At 41.0% G+C, this 18,905-nt stretch carries 18 protein-coding genes; 15 read left to right on the top strand and 3 right to left on the bottom strand.

Annotation, left to right across the window (positions count from 1 at the left end; genetic code table 11):
- Positions 1-16 precede the first annotated feature (16 nt).
- From QFZ72_RS24840 to QFZ72_RS24820, 5 genes are all read left to right on the top strand, one after another.
- The gene (locus tag QFZ72_RS24840; protein ID WP_307438751.1) at positions 17-2,119 is read left to right on the top strand and encodes an ADP-ribosylglycohydrolase family protein; all 2,103 of its coding nucleotides are present in this window, start codon (positions 17-19) and stop codon (positions 2,117-2,119) included.
- Positions 2,120-2,139: 20 nt separating this feature from the next.
- Positions 2,140-2,697, top strand: coding sequence for a LacI family DNA-binding transcriptional regulator (locus QFZ72_RS24835; RefSeq protein ID WP_307438750.1), 558 nt, complete (start codon positions 2,140-2,142; stop codon positions 2,695-2,697).
- Positions 2,604-3,182, top strand: a complete 579-nt coding sequence (locus QFZ72_RS24830) for a substrate-binding domain-containing protein (RefSeq protein ID WP_307439997.1) — start codon at positions 2,604-2,606, stop codon at positions 3,180-3,182. Before QFZ72_RS24835 ends, QFZ72_RS24830 begins: the two co-directional genes overlap by 94 nt.
- The gene (locus tag QFZ72_RS24825) at positions 3,179-4,315 is read left to right on the top strand and encodes an ADP-ribosylglycohydrolase family protein (RefSeq protein WP_307438748.1); all 1,137 of its coding nucleotides are present in this window, start codon (positions 3,179-3,181) and stop codon (positions 4,313-4,315) included. Before QFZ72_RS24830 ends, QFZ72_RS24825 begins: the two co-directional genes overlap by 4 nt.
- 154 nt (positions 4,316-4,469) lie before the next feature.
- Positions 4,470-4,919, top strand: coding sequence for an arsenate reductase/protein-tyrosine-phosphatase family protein (locus QFZ72_RS24820; RefSeq protein WP_307438746.1), 450 nt, complete (start codon positions 4,470-4,472; stop codon positions 4,917-4,919).
- 396 nt (positions 4,920-5,315) lie between these two features.
- Here the strand turns inward: QFZ72_RS24820 and QFZ72_RS24815 are convergent, their stop codons facing one another.
- The 3 genes from QFZ72_RS24815 to QFZ72_RS24805 form a co-directional block, all read right to left on the bottom strand.
- Positions 5,316-5,828, bottom strand: coding sequence for an alpha/beta hydrolase (locus QFZ72_RS24815; RefSeq protein WP_307438745.1), 513 nt, complete (start codon positions 5,826-5,828; stop codon positions 5,316-5,318).
- Positions 5,716-7,236 (bottom strand): alpha/beta hydrolase, encoded by a 1,521-nt coding sequence (locus QFZ72_RS24810; RefSeq protein WP_307438744.1) that lies wholly within the window; start codon positions 7,234-7,236, stop codon positions 5,716-5,718. Before QFZ72_RS24810 ends, QFZ72_RS24815 begins: the two co-directional genes overlap by 113 nt.
- A 150-nt stretch (positions 7,237-7,386) precedes the next feature.
- Positions 7,387-7,836 carry an Rrf2 family transcriptional regulator gene (locus tag QFZ72_RS24805; RefSeq protein ID WP_307439995.1) on the bottom strand — a complete coding sequence of 150 codons (450 nt, stop codon included), beginning with the start codon at positions 7,834-7,836 and terminating at the stop codon, positions 7,387-7,389.
- A 188-nt stretch (positions 7,837-8,024) separates the two neighbouring features.
- Here QFZ72_RS24805 and hmpA point away from each other — a divergent pair, with 188 nt between their 5' ends.
- The 10 genes from hmpA to QFZ72_RS24755 all read left to right on the top strand — a co-directional run bounded on the left by hmpA (position 8,025) and on the right by QFZ72_RS24755 (position 18,870).
- Positions 8,025-9,239: an NO-inducible flavohemoprotein gene (gene hmpA, locus QFZ72_RS24800; RefSeq protein ID WP_307438743.1), complete on the top strand. Its 1,215-nt coding sequence runs from the start codon at positions 8,025-8,027 to the stop codon at positions 9,237-9,239.
- Between the two features lie 120 nt (positions 9,240-9,359).
- Positions 9,360-10,565: an MFS transporter gene (locus QFZ72_RS24795; protein ID WP_307438742.1), complete on the top strand. Its 1,206-nt coding sequence runs from the start codon at positions 9,360-9,362 to the stop codon at positions 10,563-10,565.
- Positions 10,566-10,897: 332 nt separating this feature from the next.
- Positions 10,898-12,307: a SpoVR family protein gene (locus tag QFZ72_RS24790; RefSeq protein WP_307438741.1), complete on the top strand. Its 1,410-nt coding sequence runs from the start codon at positions 10,898-10,900 to the stop codon at positions 12,305-12,307.
- Positions 12,308-12,457: 150 nt separating this feature from the next.
- A complete protein-coding gene (locus QFZ72_RS24785) occupies positions 12,458-12,907 on the top strand; it encodes a MarR family winged helix-turn-helix transcriptional regulator (protein ID WP_307438740.1) in 450 nt (149 codons plus the stop codon).
- A gap of 46 nt (positions 12,908-12,953) precedes the next feature.
- Positions 12,954-14,018 (top strand): flavin-containing monooxygenase, encoded by a 1,065-nt coding sequence (locus QFZ72_RS24780; protein ID WP_307438739.1) that lies wholly within the window; start codon positions 12,954-12,956, stop codon positions 14,016-14,018.
- A gap of 99 nt (positions 14,019-14,117) precedes the next feature.
- On the top strand, positions 14,118-15,503 hold the full coding sequence (locus tag QFZ72_RS24775; RefSeq protein WP_307438738.1) for an NAD(P)-binding domain-containing protein: 1,386 nt from the start codon (positions 14,118-14,120) through the stop codon (positions 15,501-15,503).
- Between the two features lie 69 nt (positions 15,504-15,572).
- Positions 15,573-15,770 carry a hypothetical protein gene (locus QFZ72_RS24770; RefSeq protein WP_307438736.1) on the top strand — a complete coding sequence of 66 codons (198 nt, stop codon included), beginning with the start codon at positions 15,573-15,575 and terminating at the stop codon, positions 15,768-15,770.
- Between the two features lie 27 nt (positions 15,771-15,797).
- The gene (locus QFZ72_RS24765; protein WP_307438735.1) at positions 15,798-17,057 is read left to right on the top strand and encodes an MFS transporter; all 1,260 of its coding nucleotides are present in this window, start codon (positions 15,798-15,800) and stop codon (positions 17,055-17,057) included.
- 154 nt (positions 17,058-17,211) lie between these two features.
- Positions 17,212-17,559: an ArsR/SmtB family transcription factor gene (locus tag QFZ72_RS24760; RefSeq protein ID WP_307438733.1), complete on the top strand. Its 348-nt coding sequence runs from the start codon at positions 17,212-17,214 to the stop codon at positions 17,557-17,559.
- Between the two features lie 15 nt (positions 17,560-17,574).
- On the top strand, positions 17,575-18,870 hold the full coding sequence (locus QFZ72_RS24755) for an arsenic transporter (protein WP_307438731.1): 1,296 nt from the start codon (positions 17,575-17,577) through the stop codon (positions 18,868-18,870).
- Positions 18,871-18,905 lie beyond the last annotated feature (35 nt).

Here is an 18,905-nt window from a genome sequence, read left to right as displayed (position 1 = left end):
GAGAGGGGAATGGCGGTTGATTCCTGGAGATTATCTTGAGCGTGTGTATGCAGGGTTTCTTGGAATGAATATTGGAATAAGGCTCGGAGCGCCGGTTGAGCCTTTGGAATGGACATTTGAGAGAATCGAAGATGTGTATGGTGATATAAAAGGATATCTTAAAGAATATAACACCTTTTCTGCCGATGATGATGCAAACGGACCAGCTTTTTTTATCAGGGCTCTATATGACGATGCAGCTGACCGTGAGCTGACGGCCGAAGATGTCGGGCGCGCATGGCTGAACTACACCCGCCAAGGGATTGGGATGTTCTGGTGGGGAGGAGAAGGGATCAGCACGGAGCATACGGCATATCTGAATTTGCAGCGAGGAATTCTGCCTCCTCAATCAGGATCTGCAAATCAAAATGGTTTAACGCTTGCGGAACAGATCGGCGGGCAAATTTTTGTCGATACTTGGGGGCTGCTTTTTCCGGGAGACAGCGAAAAAGCGGCTGATTATGCAGCCAAGGCTGCAAGTGTCTCGCACGACAAGAATGGTATATACGGTGCGAGATTTATTGCTGCATGTATTGCGGAGGCCTTTCATGCAGAGAGTATCCCGGAAATCATTTCAAATGCTTTAAAAACCATTCCGTCTGACAGCCTCTACGCCAAAGTCGTTAACGAAGTAATTGATTTTCATTGGGAGCATCCCGAAGACTTCAGAGCCTGCAGAATGTTTTTGGAGGAGAACTGGGGATACGATAAATATCCGGGTGTCTGTCATATTATTCCTAATGCAGGTGTTTGCATTCTTGCGCTTTTATACGGAAATGGAAGCTTTGAAAGAACGATCGAAATCGCAGCCATGTGCGGCTGGGATACAGATTGCAATGCAGGCAAGATCGGGACGATTGCGGGAGTATGGAATGGAATTGAAAAAATACCGAATCATTATAGGAAGCCGATCAATGATTTTATTGTACTATCAAGTGTCTCGGGCTATTTGAACATCATGGATATTCCTACATTTGCAAAAGAGCTTGCCCTGCTCGGCTATAGGGTGTCAAAGCAGCCGGCTCCTAGCGGTTTGCTGAAAAGCTTCAAAGAAGAGCACATTTATTTCGACTTTACCCTTCCAGGATCGACACACGGCTTTCAAACGAATTTTCCTTTCAAGACATTCATCAGACACAGCAATGAAATCGGTTATGAAACAAATGGTGCCCTCGAAATATTCATTGACCGGATGATAGAAGGCGAAGCAAGCAAGGTGTACTATAAACCTTTTCACAGAAGAAAAGACTTTAATGATGAGAAGTATAAACCGTCATTTGCCCCTAAAGCCTGCAGCGGCCAAAAGGTCAGCATGCAGATTTATTGTGACAAGTGGCAGGGTGAAGATTTTTTTGTCACTCCGTATGTGAGAAATACGTTTAATGAAGAAGACATCAAGCTTCAGCCTATCAGGCTGATCAATCAAGCGTGGAACGATATAGTGTTTATTATTCCAGAGACAGACGGCGCAATCATCGATGAGGTCGGAGTGATGATAGAAAGTCCATCTCCGCTTATAAACCGGTCATTTGGGAAGCTATTTATAGATGAGTTTCAGATATCAGGAAAGGCGAATTATAAAATAGATTTCAGCAAACAGGCAATAGAGTTCCAATCTGTCACACCTTTTGCCCATCACAAGGGTGAAGTGAGTCTCGAACACAGAAAAATGAGATGCAAGTCTGAAGATGAGTGCTCTTCTTTTACTGGGAATTATTATGGCAAAAACTATAAGTTCGCAGCCGCTGTTCAGCCGCTCAGCGGCGTTCAGCACATGATGATCCTCAGGGCGGAGGGAATCTGCCGGCATTATAAAGCCGGGTTTGACGGGCAGAATAAGGTTTCTTTGGTCTTAACCGATTTTGGCATGAAAAGATTGATAGAAGTGCCATATAAGTGGACCGCTGGGGTGAAGTACTGGTTTGAAGCAAGCTGTGAGGGAGACATGATTGAGTTTTTCATAAACGGCAAACGGATTTTCCAAGTGGAAGATGATCGCTTCAAGCGGGGAATGTTTGGATTTTCTGTCCTTGGAAAAGGCGAAGCTCTTCTGTCAGATATAGAAGTGAAGGAACTATAGGAACATCAGGGGGAAATCACTTGAGGGAGAAGAAAGCAACCATTCGGGATGTGGCAAGGAAAGCGGATGTTTCAGTTGCCACCATTTCAAGATATCTGAATAAAAAAGGATATGTCAGCCATGCAACAGAAAAAAGAATTCAGTCTGTTATGGAAAATTTGAATTATAAACCAAATGAAATTGCAAGAGGTCTTGCCAGGCAAAAAACGAATACAATTGCCCTGTTTATTCCTGATCTCAGCAACCCTTTCTTTCCCCAGCTTGTTCAAGCAATCGAAAAAGAAGCAGCCCGCAATGGATACAAAATAATCCTGGTGCCTGCCGGTTTTAAGGAAATAACGGGTGTCTTTATGTGGGAAAGCTTTGAAAATATGTATATTGACGGGTTTATTTTCGCTCCCTATCAGCTTAAGGAGAAATCAATTAAGCTTCTGAAGGAAAAGAAGATTCCGTTTGTGATTGTTGACCGTGCAGCCAATGTAACATCCGCAAACTCAGTGGCAGTCGATCATTATACAGGTGCAAAGCTTGCAGTCTGCCACCTGTTGGATGTCGGCTGCAGAAAATTATTCACATAGGCGGACCGAAACAGCTCATTCCATCAAATGAGAGGCTGAGAGGTTATGCGGATAGTGTAAAGCAGTTTTCCAGGGAGCACCCTGTGATTCATTATGAAGGTGATTACAGTCTTGAAAGCGGGAGGCTGCTGACTAAGGAGGCGCTGAAGCAGCATCCTGATGCAGATGGATTTTTTCTCGGAAACGATTTAATGGCAATTGGCTGTTTGAAAATGCTGAAGACTCTTAGGAGAAAGATCCCTGAAGAGATTGCTGTTGCCGGTTTTGACGGAATTGACCTCACGACGCTTGTAGAGCCCGAGATTACAACGATTGAGCAGCCTGTGTATGAAATTGGACTGGCTGCAGCAGGCAAGCTTATTCAATTAATTGAAGAGAAAACAGGAGGGAATGAGGCATTTCCGAAGCTTACATTAAAACTGCTGGCAAGAGCCTCCACTCTTGGTTTTAAGGGAAAGACCATCAGTAAAGGAGAGGGACAATGACGGAGCGGATGCTTGAAAAAATAGAAGGTATTCTTTATGGCGGTGCTATCGGGGATGCAATGGGTTCTCCGACAGAAGGGCTGCTGCCTGAAGTAATCAGGGAGAAATTCGGTGTTGTAACATCATTTCGAGAGCCGGCAAGTGATGCGTGGAAGGAACCAGGCAACATGAGGCCTCTCGAAAAGGGAAACGGACACATAACGGATGACACATTAATGGTAGAGGCGCTGCTAAAGGTATATGAAAAAAAGCGAAGGCATTTAACAGCTTATGATATAGCAGAAGAACTAGTGGAGGAAATAGCTGAAAAGAAGGTCTACATTCCTGAGCTGCGGAAGGAAGCGCCTATTATTACAAGACTTTATTATCCAGAGCAGTATCTCTTTCTAAGGCACAGGCTTGCAAATGTAGATCCCCGAGAAGCGGGCATCGGCAATATGGTGAACTGCGGAGCTGCCATGTATATGAGTCCTGTCGGAATGATGAATGCGGGAGATCCTGAACGAGCCTATCACGAAGCAATTGATCTTGCCGGAGCTCATCAAACAAGCTACGGCAGGGAAGCAGCCGGTGTAATGGCAGCTGCTGTTGCTGAAGGCATGAGCGAAAACGCGACAGTGCAAAGTATTCTAAAAGCAGTGCGAATGCTAGCTAAAGACGGTACAAAGCTTGCCATTGAGGCAGCGCTGGGTGCTGCAGCTGTCCATTTGGATGTTCTTGAAGCAAGAGAGGATCTAAGACGGGCTATTGAACCTTTCGATACAGTGAAAACCTTTTCTGACCGTAAAAAGCAGGGAAAAGGAAATGCCAACACACCGAGCAGAATTCATTCAATTGAGGAATTGCCGATAGCCCTGGCTTTATTTTTGGTAGCAGGAGGAGACACGATGAAGACGATCATAGGCGGTGTGAATTACGGCCATGATTCAGATTCTATCGCAAGCATGGGCGGAGCGATCGCAGGAGCATTAAATGGAAAATCCTCATTGCCTGAAGAACTTATGAAGGAACTTGATGCTGTTAATAAACGTTCGTTCAAAGAACTATCAAAAACAGCATATGAAACAGCCATGACTGTGATCAAGAATGACAAAGCTTATTTCGAAAAGAAGATAAACAGAATAGGCTTGTAATAAATCTGCCGCTGCAGGATAGACTGCTGCGGCAGAATATCTATCGGCAGTTCCAATTTCATAGGGATTATCCACTAAATGGATGTAAATAAATGTGTAGTCTGTATGAGGAGGGGGTAAAGATTAGTACAAACCTAAAGAAAGAGGTACAGCGATGAGAAAACCTACCATTTACTTTCTGTCATACTTTAACTCTTGCAGGAGCTTAATTGCAGAAGCATGGGCAAAAAAACTGTTCTCCAGTAAGTGGCAAATCGAAAGTGCAGGTCTTGTCACATCACGAGCCGATCCTGCTTGCGTAAAGGCCATGAAAGAAGTAAATATGTTTATTGAAGACCTTGACTCGGATAAAATTAACCTGGAACTCTTAAATAAAGCATCAGTAGTTGTTCAAATGTACGATTACAAACAGGAAAAAACACCGCCTGTTGAAGAAGGGAAGAATGTTTTTTCGTGGAATCTGCCCAATCTGTCCATGTATTCATATGAAAGTGACGAGGAAGAATTTGCCCACTATCAGGAACTTTGTGATGACATTGCCATGAGAGTGAAAAACCTCTATGAGAAGGTTGAAGGTATGACATTGATCATACCGCTTTTGTGATGTAGTGCACGGAAAAAAAGCTTGGCAGCTGCCAAGCATACATAGTTTAAGCTAAGACTTGTTCAACTGCAGATTTAATTTCCACTTTATCCATCGCCGCTCCGGCATTGATGAAACTTTGTCATCTCTGCTCTCATCCCTGTAAGGATGGGTTTTACTCCAATCAGACCTAGTGAAAGGATTAACTTCTCCAACCTTTCCACCACCATCTCATCGACCTTACATACTCCCGAAAAGCCGACGATCAGCGTGTTTAATTTCAGCTGTGAGGCAGAGATAATGATTGTTCAAATTAAAACAGTGCGTATGACACTGTGAATCAGGCAAACTCCGGCTTTTGGGTACTTTGGATACTCATACATGGCGTTAAAAAATACATTTTTTAACGAAGTTCCATTACTGCGCACGGAGACCATTTTCAAACATATATACCAAACCCTGTTCAAATCCTGCTGCCCATACCGGCATCCCGTGGCCGCCGTTTAATATCCTAAGTTCAGCCGGGCTTCCGGGCACAGGCTCCCATTTCTCAAACGGCCGATTAAAGACATTCGATCTGTGAAGGAACTGATAGGAGGTGACTGCCTGAACTTCCATATTGTACTTATAGGCATCCTCAGGCAGATCCTCTTTTTCACTTATATGATTCCAGTCATCGTCTCCGGTCATAATAAACATTGGCACCTCGAAAGGCTGCTGTCCGTAAGCTTCAAGAGCCTGAGGATAGTTTAACGAATCCCATCTTGCGGCATCAAAGGGATCTCCAAATGAACCTCGTTCAACTGCACCCGATGTTTTAGGCGCATCGAAAGCCTGTATGGCAGGACTTAATAGCGACGTTCCGCCGAAGAGGTGAGGATAAACAAGAGAGTAGCGCAGTGCTCCATATCCGCCCCATTGAATAGCCAACAAGCCCGCGCCCATTCCTGTCTGGAATCGTTTTAAAATCCTTATCTATTTTCTTTATCAAATCGTTTATGAATGCAGATTCCATATTTCCATATTTGAGTGAATCCACCCAATAGCTGTTGCCTGTCACAGGTGCAACAGCCATGACGGGTTCTATCTTTTTATCTTCAATCATTTTATCTAAAATCGGCCAGAATTTGTCCCAGCTTTTTTCATCTCCATAAGAACCATGAAGCAAGTAGAGGACGGGATATTTTTTTTCAGCATTTGGATTATACTCTTCAGGCAAATAAACGACATACTTCAATTCATCATTCCCTGGTGTTTCATCTTGGATCAGACTTTGTGCATTGAATGAATAAGTATTTACAGTTCCTTTCTTTTCAGAGCTGTAGCTGTCAGGGTCATAGATTGGAGAAAATTCAGGACTTTCAGCTTTTCCGAACATAAACTTTAATCCTTCTTGAAATCCCTTCAGCCATACATCAAGTCCATGGCCGCCACCTATGATCCTTAGTTCAGCGGGACTTGAGGGGACATCTTCCCACTTTTGAAAGTCTATGCTGAACAGGTTTTTCCTGTGGAGCTCCTGATACAGCTGCACAGCCTGAACCTCCATATTATATTTATAAGCATCTGGAGGAAGATCTTCTTTTTCACTCAAATGATTCCAGTCATCATCTCCTGTTACTATATAGACTGGGACCCGATAAGGCTGTTTTACGTAACTATTGATTGCAGTCGGGTAATTGTTTGCATTCCACAGAGCAGGATCAAATGGTTCTCCAAAACTTCCTCTTTCAACTGCCCCGGATGTAGCAGGAGGCTCTGCGTTTTGGATGGCAGGGCTTAAAAGGGCTGCTCCTGAAAACAGATCAGGATAAACCATTGAATATCTGAGTGCCCCGTATCCGCCCATTGAATAGCCGGAAATAAATCGGCCGCTGCGGTCTGCAATAGAATTGTATTTCTTATCGATATGCGGAATTAAATCATCTATAACGGCGTTTTCAAAATGACCGTGCTTTTTAGAGTTTACCCAATAGGAATTGCCTGCTGCAGGGACTACGGCAATAAGCGGCTCAATTTCTTTTTTTTCAATCATTTCGTCAAGCTTTCCAAAAAAATCATCCCAGCTGTTTTCATTTCCTTCGCTGCCATGCAGCAAATAAACGACCGGGTATCCTTCTGAGCGTTTTTTGTCATATCCTCTTGGAAGATAAATCTTATAGGTGAGCTTATGGTGCTTTGGACGTTCATCTTTCAGCAATGCTTTGGAAGTGATCGTTTCAACAACGGTTTTGCTTGCGGACGCATGCGGATTTTTTGCTGCAGTGAAAGAAGGAATTGTTAAGTTGATCATGAAAAAAACAAAAAGAAGCACAAGCCATACTTTTTTGTTCCCCACTTTGGATCCTCCTTTAAAAATATTCCACTTATGATAGCTTATTTAAATTCTCCTGAATTGATCATATAAGATACTGGATATATTTACAAACTATTCTGAAAAATATAGTCAAGCTCCGGATTGTCTCATGAAAATAAAAAAACTGCTCTATCAGCAGTTTTCTTCAGTGTTATTTAATAATCGAACCAGCATCGGTTTGTTTTTAACCAGATCTGCAAGCGTATAGCCGTCAAGTACTTCAAAGTAGGCCTGCAGTGCTTTATGAAGCACCCCTTTTAATGTGCAGGCAGGGGATATTGTACATGCATTTCGTCCAGGATCGAAGCATTCCACAAGGCTGAAGTCGTCTTCGGTTTGACGGACAATGAACCCGATATTGATTTCTGAAGGATCTTTCGCCAGACGAATGCCGCCGCCCCGACCTCTTATCGTTTCAATTACATTTAATTTGCCAAGCTCATAGGTTACTTTCATTAAATGATTTTTAGAGATTTGATAGGCTTCTGCTATTTCTTTTATATTGGATAGATTATCTTTTTCTTTTGTTGCCAGATAAATCAGCACCCGCAAAGAATAATCTGTATAGTTTGTTAATCGCATAAATGTCACATCGCCCCATTACATGAAGTACGTCTATCTTACCACAGCAGCAGAGACTTTATAAAAAGTTAAATTTCAATTGTGACAGTTTTTCTAAAGATGTATTTGAAATATTGCTTTAAGTGTTTTTCCGATTTAAGATAAAGATGTATTTAAAATACTACTTTAACACGAAGGGAAGCATCAAAATGCTTACTCAAAAAACAATCGAAATTATTCAATCTACTGTTCCTGTATTAGAAGAAAAAGGTGTAGAAATCACATCTACTTTCTACAACAATCTATTTGAAAGCCATCCTGAGCTGCTGAATATTTTCAATCATGCCAATCAGAAAAAAGGAAGACAGCAGACTGCCCTTGCAAATACGGTATATGCTGCAGCAAAACACATTCATCAGCTTCATATGATACTGCCGGCAGTGAAACAAATTGCTCATAAGCATAGAAGTCTAGGTGTAAAAGCGGAACACTATCCAATCGTTGGTGAACATTTGCTTCAGGCCATAAAACAAGTTCTCGGAAATGCTGCAACGCCTGAAATCATAAATGCCTGGGCTGAAGCATATGGCGTCATTGCCGATGTATTTATCGAAACGGAAAAAGAATTATATGATGGCGCAGATTGGTCTGGATTCAAGCCTTTTAAAGTCGTGCGCATTGAGAAAGAAAGTGAATCGATCTCTTCTTTCTATTTAGAGTCAAAAGAAGGCCTGCCAGCCTTCAATCCAGGCCAGTACATTTCCGTAAGAGTCAGCATTCCTGGTGAATCGTATACGATGAACAGACAATATAGTTTGTCAGGCAGCAAAGATATGCCGCATTTAAGAATTTCAGTAAAACGAGAAGGCGGTCCAGAGACTGAAGCAGGGAAGGTGTCCAATTATCTTCATGATCATATAGCAGTAGGAGATAAAATTGAAATCAGTGCTCCTGCAGGTGAATTTACATTAAGTGAGGCTGCTGAAACACCTGTCACATTTATTAGCGGAGGAGTAGGCATCACTCCATTTATGAGTATGCTGCGCACTATTGCAGTTGAACAGACAGAGCGGGAAGTGACGTTTGTCCATGCAACACAAAACAGCAGCACACATGCATTTGTAAAAGAAACAGCATCATTATGTGCGAAGCTGCCTAACAGCAGAATGTTTGCCTTTTACAGCAGCCCGTTAAATCAGGATTGGACAGATCTATGCTTTTATAAAGAAGGCTTAATCTCTAAGGATGATTTGGAGCGTATTCTGCAGAATAAAGACGGAGATTTCTATATTTGCGGACCTGTGTTATTCATGAAAGCCATGATTCAAAATCTGCTTTCTCTCGGGGTTGAAAATGAAAAAATACACTATGAATTCTTTGGGCCGGCAATGGACTTAAAGACAGACGTTCAAACCGTTTCTTAATATCATAAAAAGTTCCAATCCTTTCTCGTTGACAGAATGACGCCAAACAACTTAACATAGTTAAGTATTTGAAAAAAATGCCTGATGCAGCAGTTTATTATAGAAAGAGGGGCTGTCATTTTGTCAGCAGAACAAAAGAAAAAAATGTTTATTTTGATGATCAACATGTTTATTGCGATTGGAAGCTTTGGGATTATCATTCCCATTCTGCCTGCCTATCTGGAATCCATTAATCAGGGCGGTACAGCAGCTGGTTTAATGATTGCTATTTTTGCCGGAGCACAGCTTATCTTTTCTCCAATAGCCGGTAAATGGGCGGATCAATACGGCCGCAGAAAAATGATTATTTACGGGTTAATTGGATTGACTCTTTCCATGTTTGTCTTTTATGCAGTTGATTCCATTTGGTGGCTTTATGCTTCACGTGTGATTGGAGGAATCGGTGCAGCGTTGCTAGTTCCGGCTATCTTTGCATATGTTGCAGATATCACGTCAATGGATCAGCGGGCAAAAGGAAACAGTTTTGTTTCTGCAGCCATGTCGCTCGGCATCGTAGTAGGACCTGGAATCGGCGGATTTCTTGCAGATTTTGGCCTGAAAATGCCTTTTTTGATTTCCGCAATCGTATCTTTGGCAGCCGTGATTTTCTCCATCGTTGTCCTTGAAGAAAGCGAAACGAAGGATGCTTCTGCAATGGCTATGACGCAAGATACTGAATCAATGGCTAAAAAGATGATGCGCTCAGTGCGCATGCCGTATTTTGTCCCGCTTATGATTACTCTTGTCATGAGTTTTGGCCTGATGGCTTACGAATCAGTGCTTGGCCTTTTTGTAGACAATCAATTTAATGCCACGCCGCAGCAAATCGCCCTTATGATTACTTCAACGGGAATTATAAGTGTTATTGTCCAGTTATTTGTAGTGGACCGTGTCGTAAGAAGATTTGGTGAAGGAATGGTCCTGAACATTTTCCTTGCCATAGCAGCCCTAGGATTTTTTCTGTCGCTGTTTGCTTCAAGCTATGTTCTTTTCTTTGGCGTTACACTGCTTATTTTCCTTGCAACATCTATCCTTCGTCCCGTGCTTAATACGCTTATTTCAAAAATGGCTGGAGACGAACAAGGTTTTGCAATGGGAATGAATAATGCCTATATGAGCATCGGAAATATTCTTGGACCAACGCTTGCAGGTATGCTTTATGATGTTCAGATCGTGTATCCTTTCGTATTAGGTCTTGCCTTCCTTGTTGTGACGCTAGTTATGACAATCATTTGGCAAAAACGAACGCTAAAGCAAAATATGTATGTAAAGCCTGAACGTGTTTAATTAGAGTGAAAAGCATGAATCCTGCCATAAGGATTCATGCTTTTTTATTTGTATCGGAAATTCCTAATCTCGTGCTAAAAAGAAAGAACAATTAATAGAAAGAAAAATGGCTCATTTTACAATAAATAAGTTAAATTAAAAAAAACGAGCTAGTAAATTTATGAAAATGGCTAAATGAATGTGAAAAAGGCTAGGGAAAAACAAGATTTCGCTTTTATGTGCTGATTGCTTTCCTGCATTGCACTTGCCAACAGCTTTTCTGAACGGATTTCCTTCATCTTTTCCGCCCGCCATTCATACATTGTCTTAAAGACGAGATAGGGGGAAAACGCGTGAACGAAGTTTACCGGAAATCACTGGAATATGCCATTGCGGAAATTACGGAAATTGCAGATGGATTTGGACTTGACTATTATCCGATGCGGTATGAAATTTGTCCTGCTGATATCATTTATACATTTGGTGCTTACGGAATGCCGACTCGTTTTTCACACTGGAGCTTCGGAAAACAATTCTTCAAAATGAAGCTTCACTATGACCTTGGATTAAGCAAAATCTACGAATTGGTCATCAATTCGGATCCATGCTATGCGTTTTTGCTTGATACCAACTCCCTGATTCAAAATAAATTAATTGTGGCTCACGTCCTTGCCCATTGTGACTTTTTCAAAAATAACAGCAGGTTTCAAAATACGAAGCGCGATATGGTTGAAAGCATGGCTGCCACAGCCGACCGCATTAAACAATATGAAATTGATCATGGCAGAGCAGAGGTTGAGACATTCTTGGATGCGGTGCTTGCGATTCAGGAGCATATCGATCCGTCCTTAATGCGGCCAAAGCTTTCTTGGACAATGGGAGATGCTGAAGAGGAGGATGTTAAAAAGGCTTCTCCGTATGATGATTTGTGGAAATTGGATGATAAGGAAAAGCCAAAAGGGGCTCCTCCAAAAAAGAATAAGAAGTTTCCGCCATCACCTGAAAAGGACATCCTGCTGTTTATAGAAGAATACAGCAGGGACCTGGAAGACTGGCAGCGCGATATCCTCACGATGATGCGGGAGGAAATGCTCTATTTCTGGCCGCAGCTCGAAACAAAAATCATGAACGAAGGCTGGGCATCCTTCTGGCATCAGCGGATACTGAGAGAGCTTGACCTAACCACAGATGAGTCCATTGAATTTGCAAAGCTGAATGCAGGTGTCGTTCAGCCATCAAGGACTGGTATTAATCCTTATTATTTAGGACTTAAAATTTTTGAAGACATCGAAGAACGGTACAACAATCCCACAGAAGACATGAAAAGACGCGGGGTAGAGCCTAACTCTGGCCGAGAAAAAATGTTTGAAGTGCGGGAAGTCGAATCTGACTTGTCGTTTATTCGAAATTATTTGACAAAGGATCTTGTCGCAAGAGAAGACATGTATCTCTTTCAAAAGCAGGGAAGAGATTACAAGGTTGTCGATAAAGAGTGGGAAAATGTCCGGGACCAGTTAATCAACATGCGTGTAAATGGAGGGTTTCCGTACATTACAGTGAACGATGGGGATTACCTTAAGAATAATGAATTGTACTTGAAGCACTGGTACGAAGATATTGAACTCGATTTAAAATATCTTGAAAAAGTGCTTCCTTATATTCATCAGCTGTGGGGACGCGCAGTACACATGGAGTCGATTCTGGAAGGGAAGCCTGTTTTGTTTACGTATGACGGAAAGGCGATTCATCGGAAGTATTTGTAATTAAATCAAGAAAAGGAGCTGGCGCGAAAGGCCGTATGCTATCGGCTGTTTCGGGCCAGTTTCTTATTTAATAAAAAAACTGAAAAATAAGAAATAAATTAGTTGCAAATTACAAACAATAAGCGTATAACTAAAGTATGAGGTGATTAGATGGAAAACACTCGAGAACTATTTCAAATCATGACCCGGCGCTTTGGCTTACTTAATAAAAACTGCTGCACAGCAGGGGGAATTGATATTTCTTTAATACAGAGCCATATTCTTTATGAAATTGAACATTTGCATCAGCCGTCTGTTCAGCAAGTAGCTGACGTTCTCGGTACAGATATTACGACTTTCAGCCGTCAAATCCAATCTTTGATGAAGATGAACTTAATTAAAAAGACACCGCATCCTGATGATAGAAGAGTTCATGTTCTTTCACTTACGACTGAAGGGAAATTTGTTGCTGCAACGATTGATCATCAGATGAATGCATATTTGGATGAGGTTTTTTCTCACATGAATGAATTTGAAAAAGAAACGGTCATTCGCTCAATCAAGCTGCTGAACGCATCTATGGCAAAATCGAGCGTATGCTGCACCACTCCGCTGGGGTGATTTTTCTTTAATTATACTTGCATTATGCAAATAATTTATGAGGGGGATGAAAAGAATGTATGATTCGATTGTAATTGGAGGAGGTCAAGCTGGTCTGGCATCTGGATATTATTTAAAAAAGAAAGGTCTTCATTTTCTTATTTTAGAAGCGAATGATAGGGCAACGGGATCTTGGTCGAACCATTACGATAGCTTAAAATTATTTTCCCCAGCTCCTTATTCGTCACTGCCTGGGTTGAGAATATCAGATGATAACAAACGCTACCCTTTAAAAGATGAAGTCATCCAATATTTAAAGAATTATGCCAGGCAGTTTCAATTACCAATCCTCAACAAGCAAAGAGTCACTAGAGTGGAGAATACCAAAAGAGGGTACAAAGTGCATACATTTACTGGAGAAGTATTTGAAACTCAATCCTTAATAAATGCAACAGGATCTTTTCAAAATCCTTATACTCCGGAAATTAAGGAAATGGAGACATTTCAAGGACTCGTTATTCATTCTTCCCAATATCAAAAGCCAGAACCATTCACCAACCAAAGAGTGTTAGTGGTTGGTCGTGGGAATTCAGCGGTTCAAATTGCTGTTGAACTTTCAGATAAAAGCAGAACTTCTTTAGCGGTTAGGAAACCTATACACTTTTTGAAACAAAGTTTTTTGGGTAAGGATTTGCATTTTTGGATTAAGGTATTTGGAATTGATACATTCCCGTTTTTGAGATTTGGCTTAAGAGTGCCGATACCTGATTCAGTCATCGATTTAGGGCAATACGAGAAACAACTTGCTGAAGGAAAGCCAAATCAATTACCTATGTTTACCTCCTTTTTTAGGGAAGGTGTCATTTGGCAGGATGGAACAAAAGAACCTGTGGATACGGTTATATTTGCTACTGGGTTTCAAACGGACTTTTCTTATCTCTATTCTACAGATGCACTAGACAATAAAGGTAAACCAAAGCAAAAAGCAGGAATCAGCACATCAGTCCCAGGGATGTATTATGTTGGTCTGGAAGGACAACGGTCCTTTTCTTCCGCGACAATAAGGGGGGTGGGACCAGACGCCAAATATGTTGTAAATATCCTTGCTAAATACCTGAGGAAGGTAAATTAAGAGCTCATTAAATTAGTATTTCAATCATGTTAGGGTGCTTCTGTCACAACAATATCAATTATTTTTGATTTAATTTAATTATAAATGAGGAGGATTTTTATGGAAAATTCAACTATCTCACTGAAAGTAAACGGTTGCTGTGCACCAACAAATCAATTTGCTCCAACAAAACTTGAGGGGGCTCATGAATCTAAAACTAAACTGCCAGTCGCCATAATTGGAGCCGGTCCAGTAGGCCTTGCAGCAGCTGCCAATTTAGTAAGCAGGGGAGAATCCTTTATCTTATTCGAAGCAGGCAGTCAGGCTGGGGCAAACATTTTATCATGGGGACATGTGCGGTTATTTTCACCATGGCGCTATAACATTGATAAAACTGCGTCATCATTACTCGAAAAGCATAAGTGGAATCATCCTGATCCAGAAGCTTTACCAACAGGAAAGGACCTCGTTGAGCAATATTTGCATCCACTATCCAACCTTCCAGAAATACAGCCATTTTTATATTTAAATACAAAGGTTTTATCCATTGGTAAAAAAGATACCGATAAAATGAAAACGGCAAATCGTGATGGAGTCCCGTTTATCATCAACGCAGAAAATGATGGTGTGTTTCAAACGTTTGAGGCAAGAGCAGTGCTGGATTCAACAGGAACATGGGGGAACCCAAATCCATCGACTTCAAATGGTATATGGCTCAATGATGAAAAATCCCTTCACCAACAAATTTTTTACGGTATTCCTGATATTTTGGGAAAAGAAATAGATCGGTATGCAAATAAAAGAGTTTCAGTTGTGGGCAGCGGCCATTCAGCAATTAATGCTTTATTAGAACTTGTGAAACTGAAAGAAGCTCACCCAGATACTGAAATCATTTGGGTAATGAGGAGGAAAAATGTTGAAGATGCCTATGGCGGGGAAGAAAAAGATGCTCTGGCAGCAAGAGGTGCACTAGGCAGCCGTATCCATCAGCTAGTTGATCAAAAGCTGATAACGGTAGAAACGCCATTTTTTATTCAGAATCTTAAAAGTTCAATAAACGGTATAGATATGATTGGTACACAAAATGGAAAAAATCGTACTCTTTCAGGAATAGAGGAAGTAATTGTCAATACAGGGAGCCGTCCAGATCTTACAATAGTCAGTGAACTGCGTACATCAATTGATCCTTCAACCGAGAGTACAGAAGCTTTAGCCCCTCTCATTGATCCTAATATTCATAGCTGTGGAACTGTACGTCCGCATGGTGAGAAGGAACTTCGTCAGCCGGAAAAGAATTTTTATATTGTCGGTGCCAAGAGTTATGGCCGTGCCCCTACATTCTTGATGGCAACCGGATATGAGCAAGTAAGATCAGTTGTCGCACATCTAAGCGGAGATCAGGCAGCAGCTGAAAAAGTCGAATTAGATCTCCCTGAGACAGGTGTGTGCAGTTTGAATAGTAAATCGTCTAAATCTTCCTGTGACGAAACTAGTTCTTGCTGTTAATTAGAATAAGGGAGAATTCTGTTCTCCCTTTCTGTCTGAAAAATAAACTGAGATACAGGGGTTGAGTGTATGGTGATCAATCACGCAGGCGCTTTAAGGACAGAGTATTTCATTGCCTATATGAATTTGATTATGAATGCATTTGAATGTTCAGTTGAACAGGCTCGCAATTTGACATTTGAACGCCTCTTTCGTTCAAAAGAAGATTATTTAGGAAATGAAAGCTATAAACAATTTCTTAAGGCGTATGAAGCACTAAAGCAATAGGAATTTGAAAGCAGGTGATATGCTGCAATGGGGGATTCAAAAAGGAACGATCAGAATCAAAAAGTGATTACAATGGTTGCCATCATTACAGCACTAAGTTTACTTGGAGATTCCATGCTTTATATTGCCTTGCCTATTTTCTGGAGAGAAGCAGGCCTCGACTCCATTTGGCAGGTGGGAATTCTTCTTTCCATCAATCGGTTTATTCGTCTGCCCTTCAATCCAATTGCAGGATGGATTTATAAAAAAATCTCCTTAAAAACCGGGCTGATCATTGCAATCATTATTGGAGCATTTACTACTCTTGGATATGGTGTATTTAAGGGTTTTATCGCTTGGGTTATCCTCCGTGGCTTATGGGGAATTGCCTGGTCATTTTTTCGAATCGGCGGACTTTCCAGTGTGGCAATATATGCGGATGAAAACCATCGCGGTGAAGCGATGGGGTTATACAACGGAATCTATCGTCTGGGCAGTTTGTTTGGAATGCTGCTTGGAGGATTATTCGTTCCGGTATTAGGTTTGACTTTGGTCTCTGCAGTATTCGGCATACTGACATTGCTTGGACTTCCGCTCATTTTATTTTCCTTTTCAAAAAAGAACGATGCTCAAAAAGACACCCAATCAGATCCATTAATGCCCGCTGCTTTTTTATTTGTATTTAAGCGTAAACTTCTAATTATAATCAGCGGCTTTTTTATTACCTTGCTGATTCAAGGAGTGCTGACTTCAACTTTAACCTCACTCATAGACTATCATTATGGTCAGCAAATCAGTTTCCTTGGCTTCATCGTCAGTGTGACTTTTTTATCAGGAATGATCCAGTCTGCAAGATGGATGTGGGAACCGTTCCTTGGCAGAAAAATTGGTTTCTTGTCGGATGGTTCAAACGGAAGAATTCCCCTATTTATCCTCTCCTGTATCTTAACAGCGGTTTTATTTGGAATGATTTCATACAGCCTGCCCATATGGTTATGGACCATTGTGATGCTTGCAGTTTTATTAGGTGCTACAGCTATTTCTACTCTGTCAGATGCCCTTGCAATTGATGCAGCAAAGAGTGCAAATGTTGTCTCTTTCCTTACACTCTACTCAATTGTTCAGGATGTAGGTGCCGCATTGGGGCCATTTCTTAGTTACATGCTCATTGAGCTTAACCGCGGATTTATCTATTTGTATTGGGGAGGTGCCTGTCTGTTTACAGCTATAGGGATTCTATGGTTTTTCCTATACCTTGATGAAAAGGCAGCAGGATCAATTCGAATAAAAAATAACTTACATAGTTGATTGAAATCTTGAAGCTTGGAGTTTAAATCCAAGTTTTTTCTTTTTTGACCCCAAAAATATACTCACAATAAATTTACAAAATTTTTATATATAAGCACTTTGTTATATAAGTGTAATGTTATATAATGAATTTCGACATGGAGGTGTTGGTAATTTGGAAGTGAGTTCAACGCTTGATATTCAGAAGGTGTCTCAAATACTTAAATTGCTTGGAGATAAAACACGTCTCACGATGATGAAAATGCTCGAGACAAATGATTGCTGTGTCTGTGAATTTACAGCGATTTTTAAAACAAGTCAGCCAGCAATCAGTCAGCATTTGCGAAAACTTCGTGATGCAGGATTGGTAAAAGAAAACCGCAAAGGCCAATGGATTTTTTATTCCACAAATAAAGAAAATGAATACTATCCAATCATTAAAGGATTATTAAATTATTTACCTGCACAAGATAACTTATTAAAAGAACTAGAAGCACAAGGATTGCGTATTACCTGTGAATAGAGAGGGGAAGAAAGATTGACTTCAGTACTTTTAGCTTTCATCATTTTTCTTTTAACTCTCATCTTAGTGATTTGGCAGCCTAAAAATCTCTCTATCGGCTGGTCTGCCTGTGGAGGAGCTTTAGTTGCTTTATTAGTTGGAGTGGTTGATTTTGGTGACGTCATTGATGTCACGTCGATTGTCTGGAATGCGACACTTGCATTTATTGCAATTATTATCATCTCTCTGATCTTAGATGAGATTGGTTTCTTTGAATGGTCTGCCTTGCATATGGCAAGAGCAGCAAGAGGAAACGGCGTTAGAATGTTTGTTTATGTATCGATTTTAGGAGCACTTGTCGCTGCGTTCTTTGCGAATGACGGTGCCGCCCTCATTTTAACTCCCATTGTTCTTGCAATGGTTCGAAACCTGAATTTTGAAGAGAAAATGGTCTTTCCATTTATCATCGCAAGTGGATTTATCGCCGATACAACATCATTGCCGCTGGTAGTCAGCAACTTAGTGAATATCGTTTCTGCTGATTACTTTGATATTGGTTTTATCGAATATGCTTCAAGAATGATTGTTCCTAACTTTTTTGCTTTAGGTGCGAGTATCCTCGTTTTATACTTGTTCTTCCGTAAAAGCATACCAAGAAATTATAACCTTGCAGATTTGAAGACTCCAAAGGCTGCGATTAAAGACGAAAAAATGTTCCGACTTTCTTGGATCGTCCTAGGCGTTCTGCTCATTGGATATTTCATTAGTGAGTTATTGCATATCCCAGTATCCATTGTTGCTGGAGTGGTCGCCATTTTCTTCTTGGCTATGGCTAGACGAAGCCCAGCTGTTCATACCAAAAAAGTGTTAAAAGGAGCTCCATGGGCAATTGTTTTCTTCTCTATTGGGATGTATGTCGTCGTGTACGGTCTCAGAAATGCCGGATTAACAGATGTTTTAGCTGATGTGATACAGGTAGCAGCTGATCAAGGATTATTTGCCGCAACGATTTCAATGGGCTTCATTGCTGCAGTCTTGTCTTCGTTCATGAACAACATGCCGACTGTCATGATTGATGCATTAGCCATCTCAGGTACAGATACTGCGGGCACGCTAAGAGAAGCATTGATTTATGCAAATGTGATTGGTTCTGATTTAGGACCTAAAATCACGCCAATCGGTTCTCTTGCCACTTTATTATGGCTACATGTACTGAGCTTAAAAGGCGTCAAAATATCCTGGGGCACTTATTTTAAAACAGGTATCATTTTAACGATTCCAACCTTGTTTATAACACTTGTTGGACTGTATCTGTGGCTTCTCATTATCTAAAAAACATCAAACTCAACTTAAAAGGAGACTGCATC

It is taken from the genome of Bacillus sp. V2I10 (assembly GCF_030817055.1).
Lineage (GTDB): Bacteria > Bacillota > Bacilli > Bacillales > Bacillaceae > Bacillus_P.
This window is presented reverse-complemented; position numbering and strand designations above follow the sequence as displayed.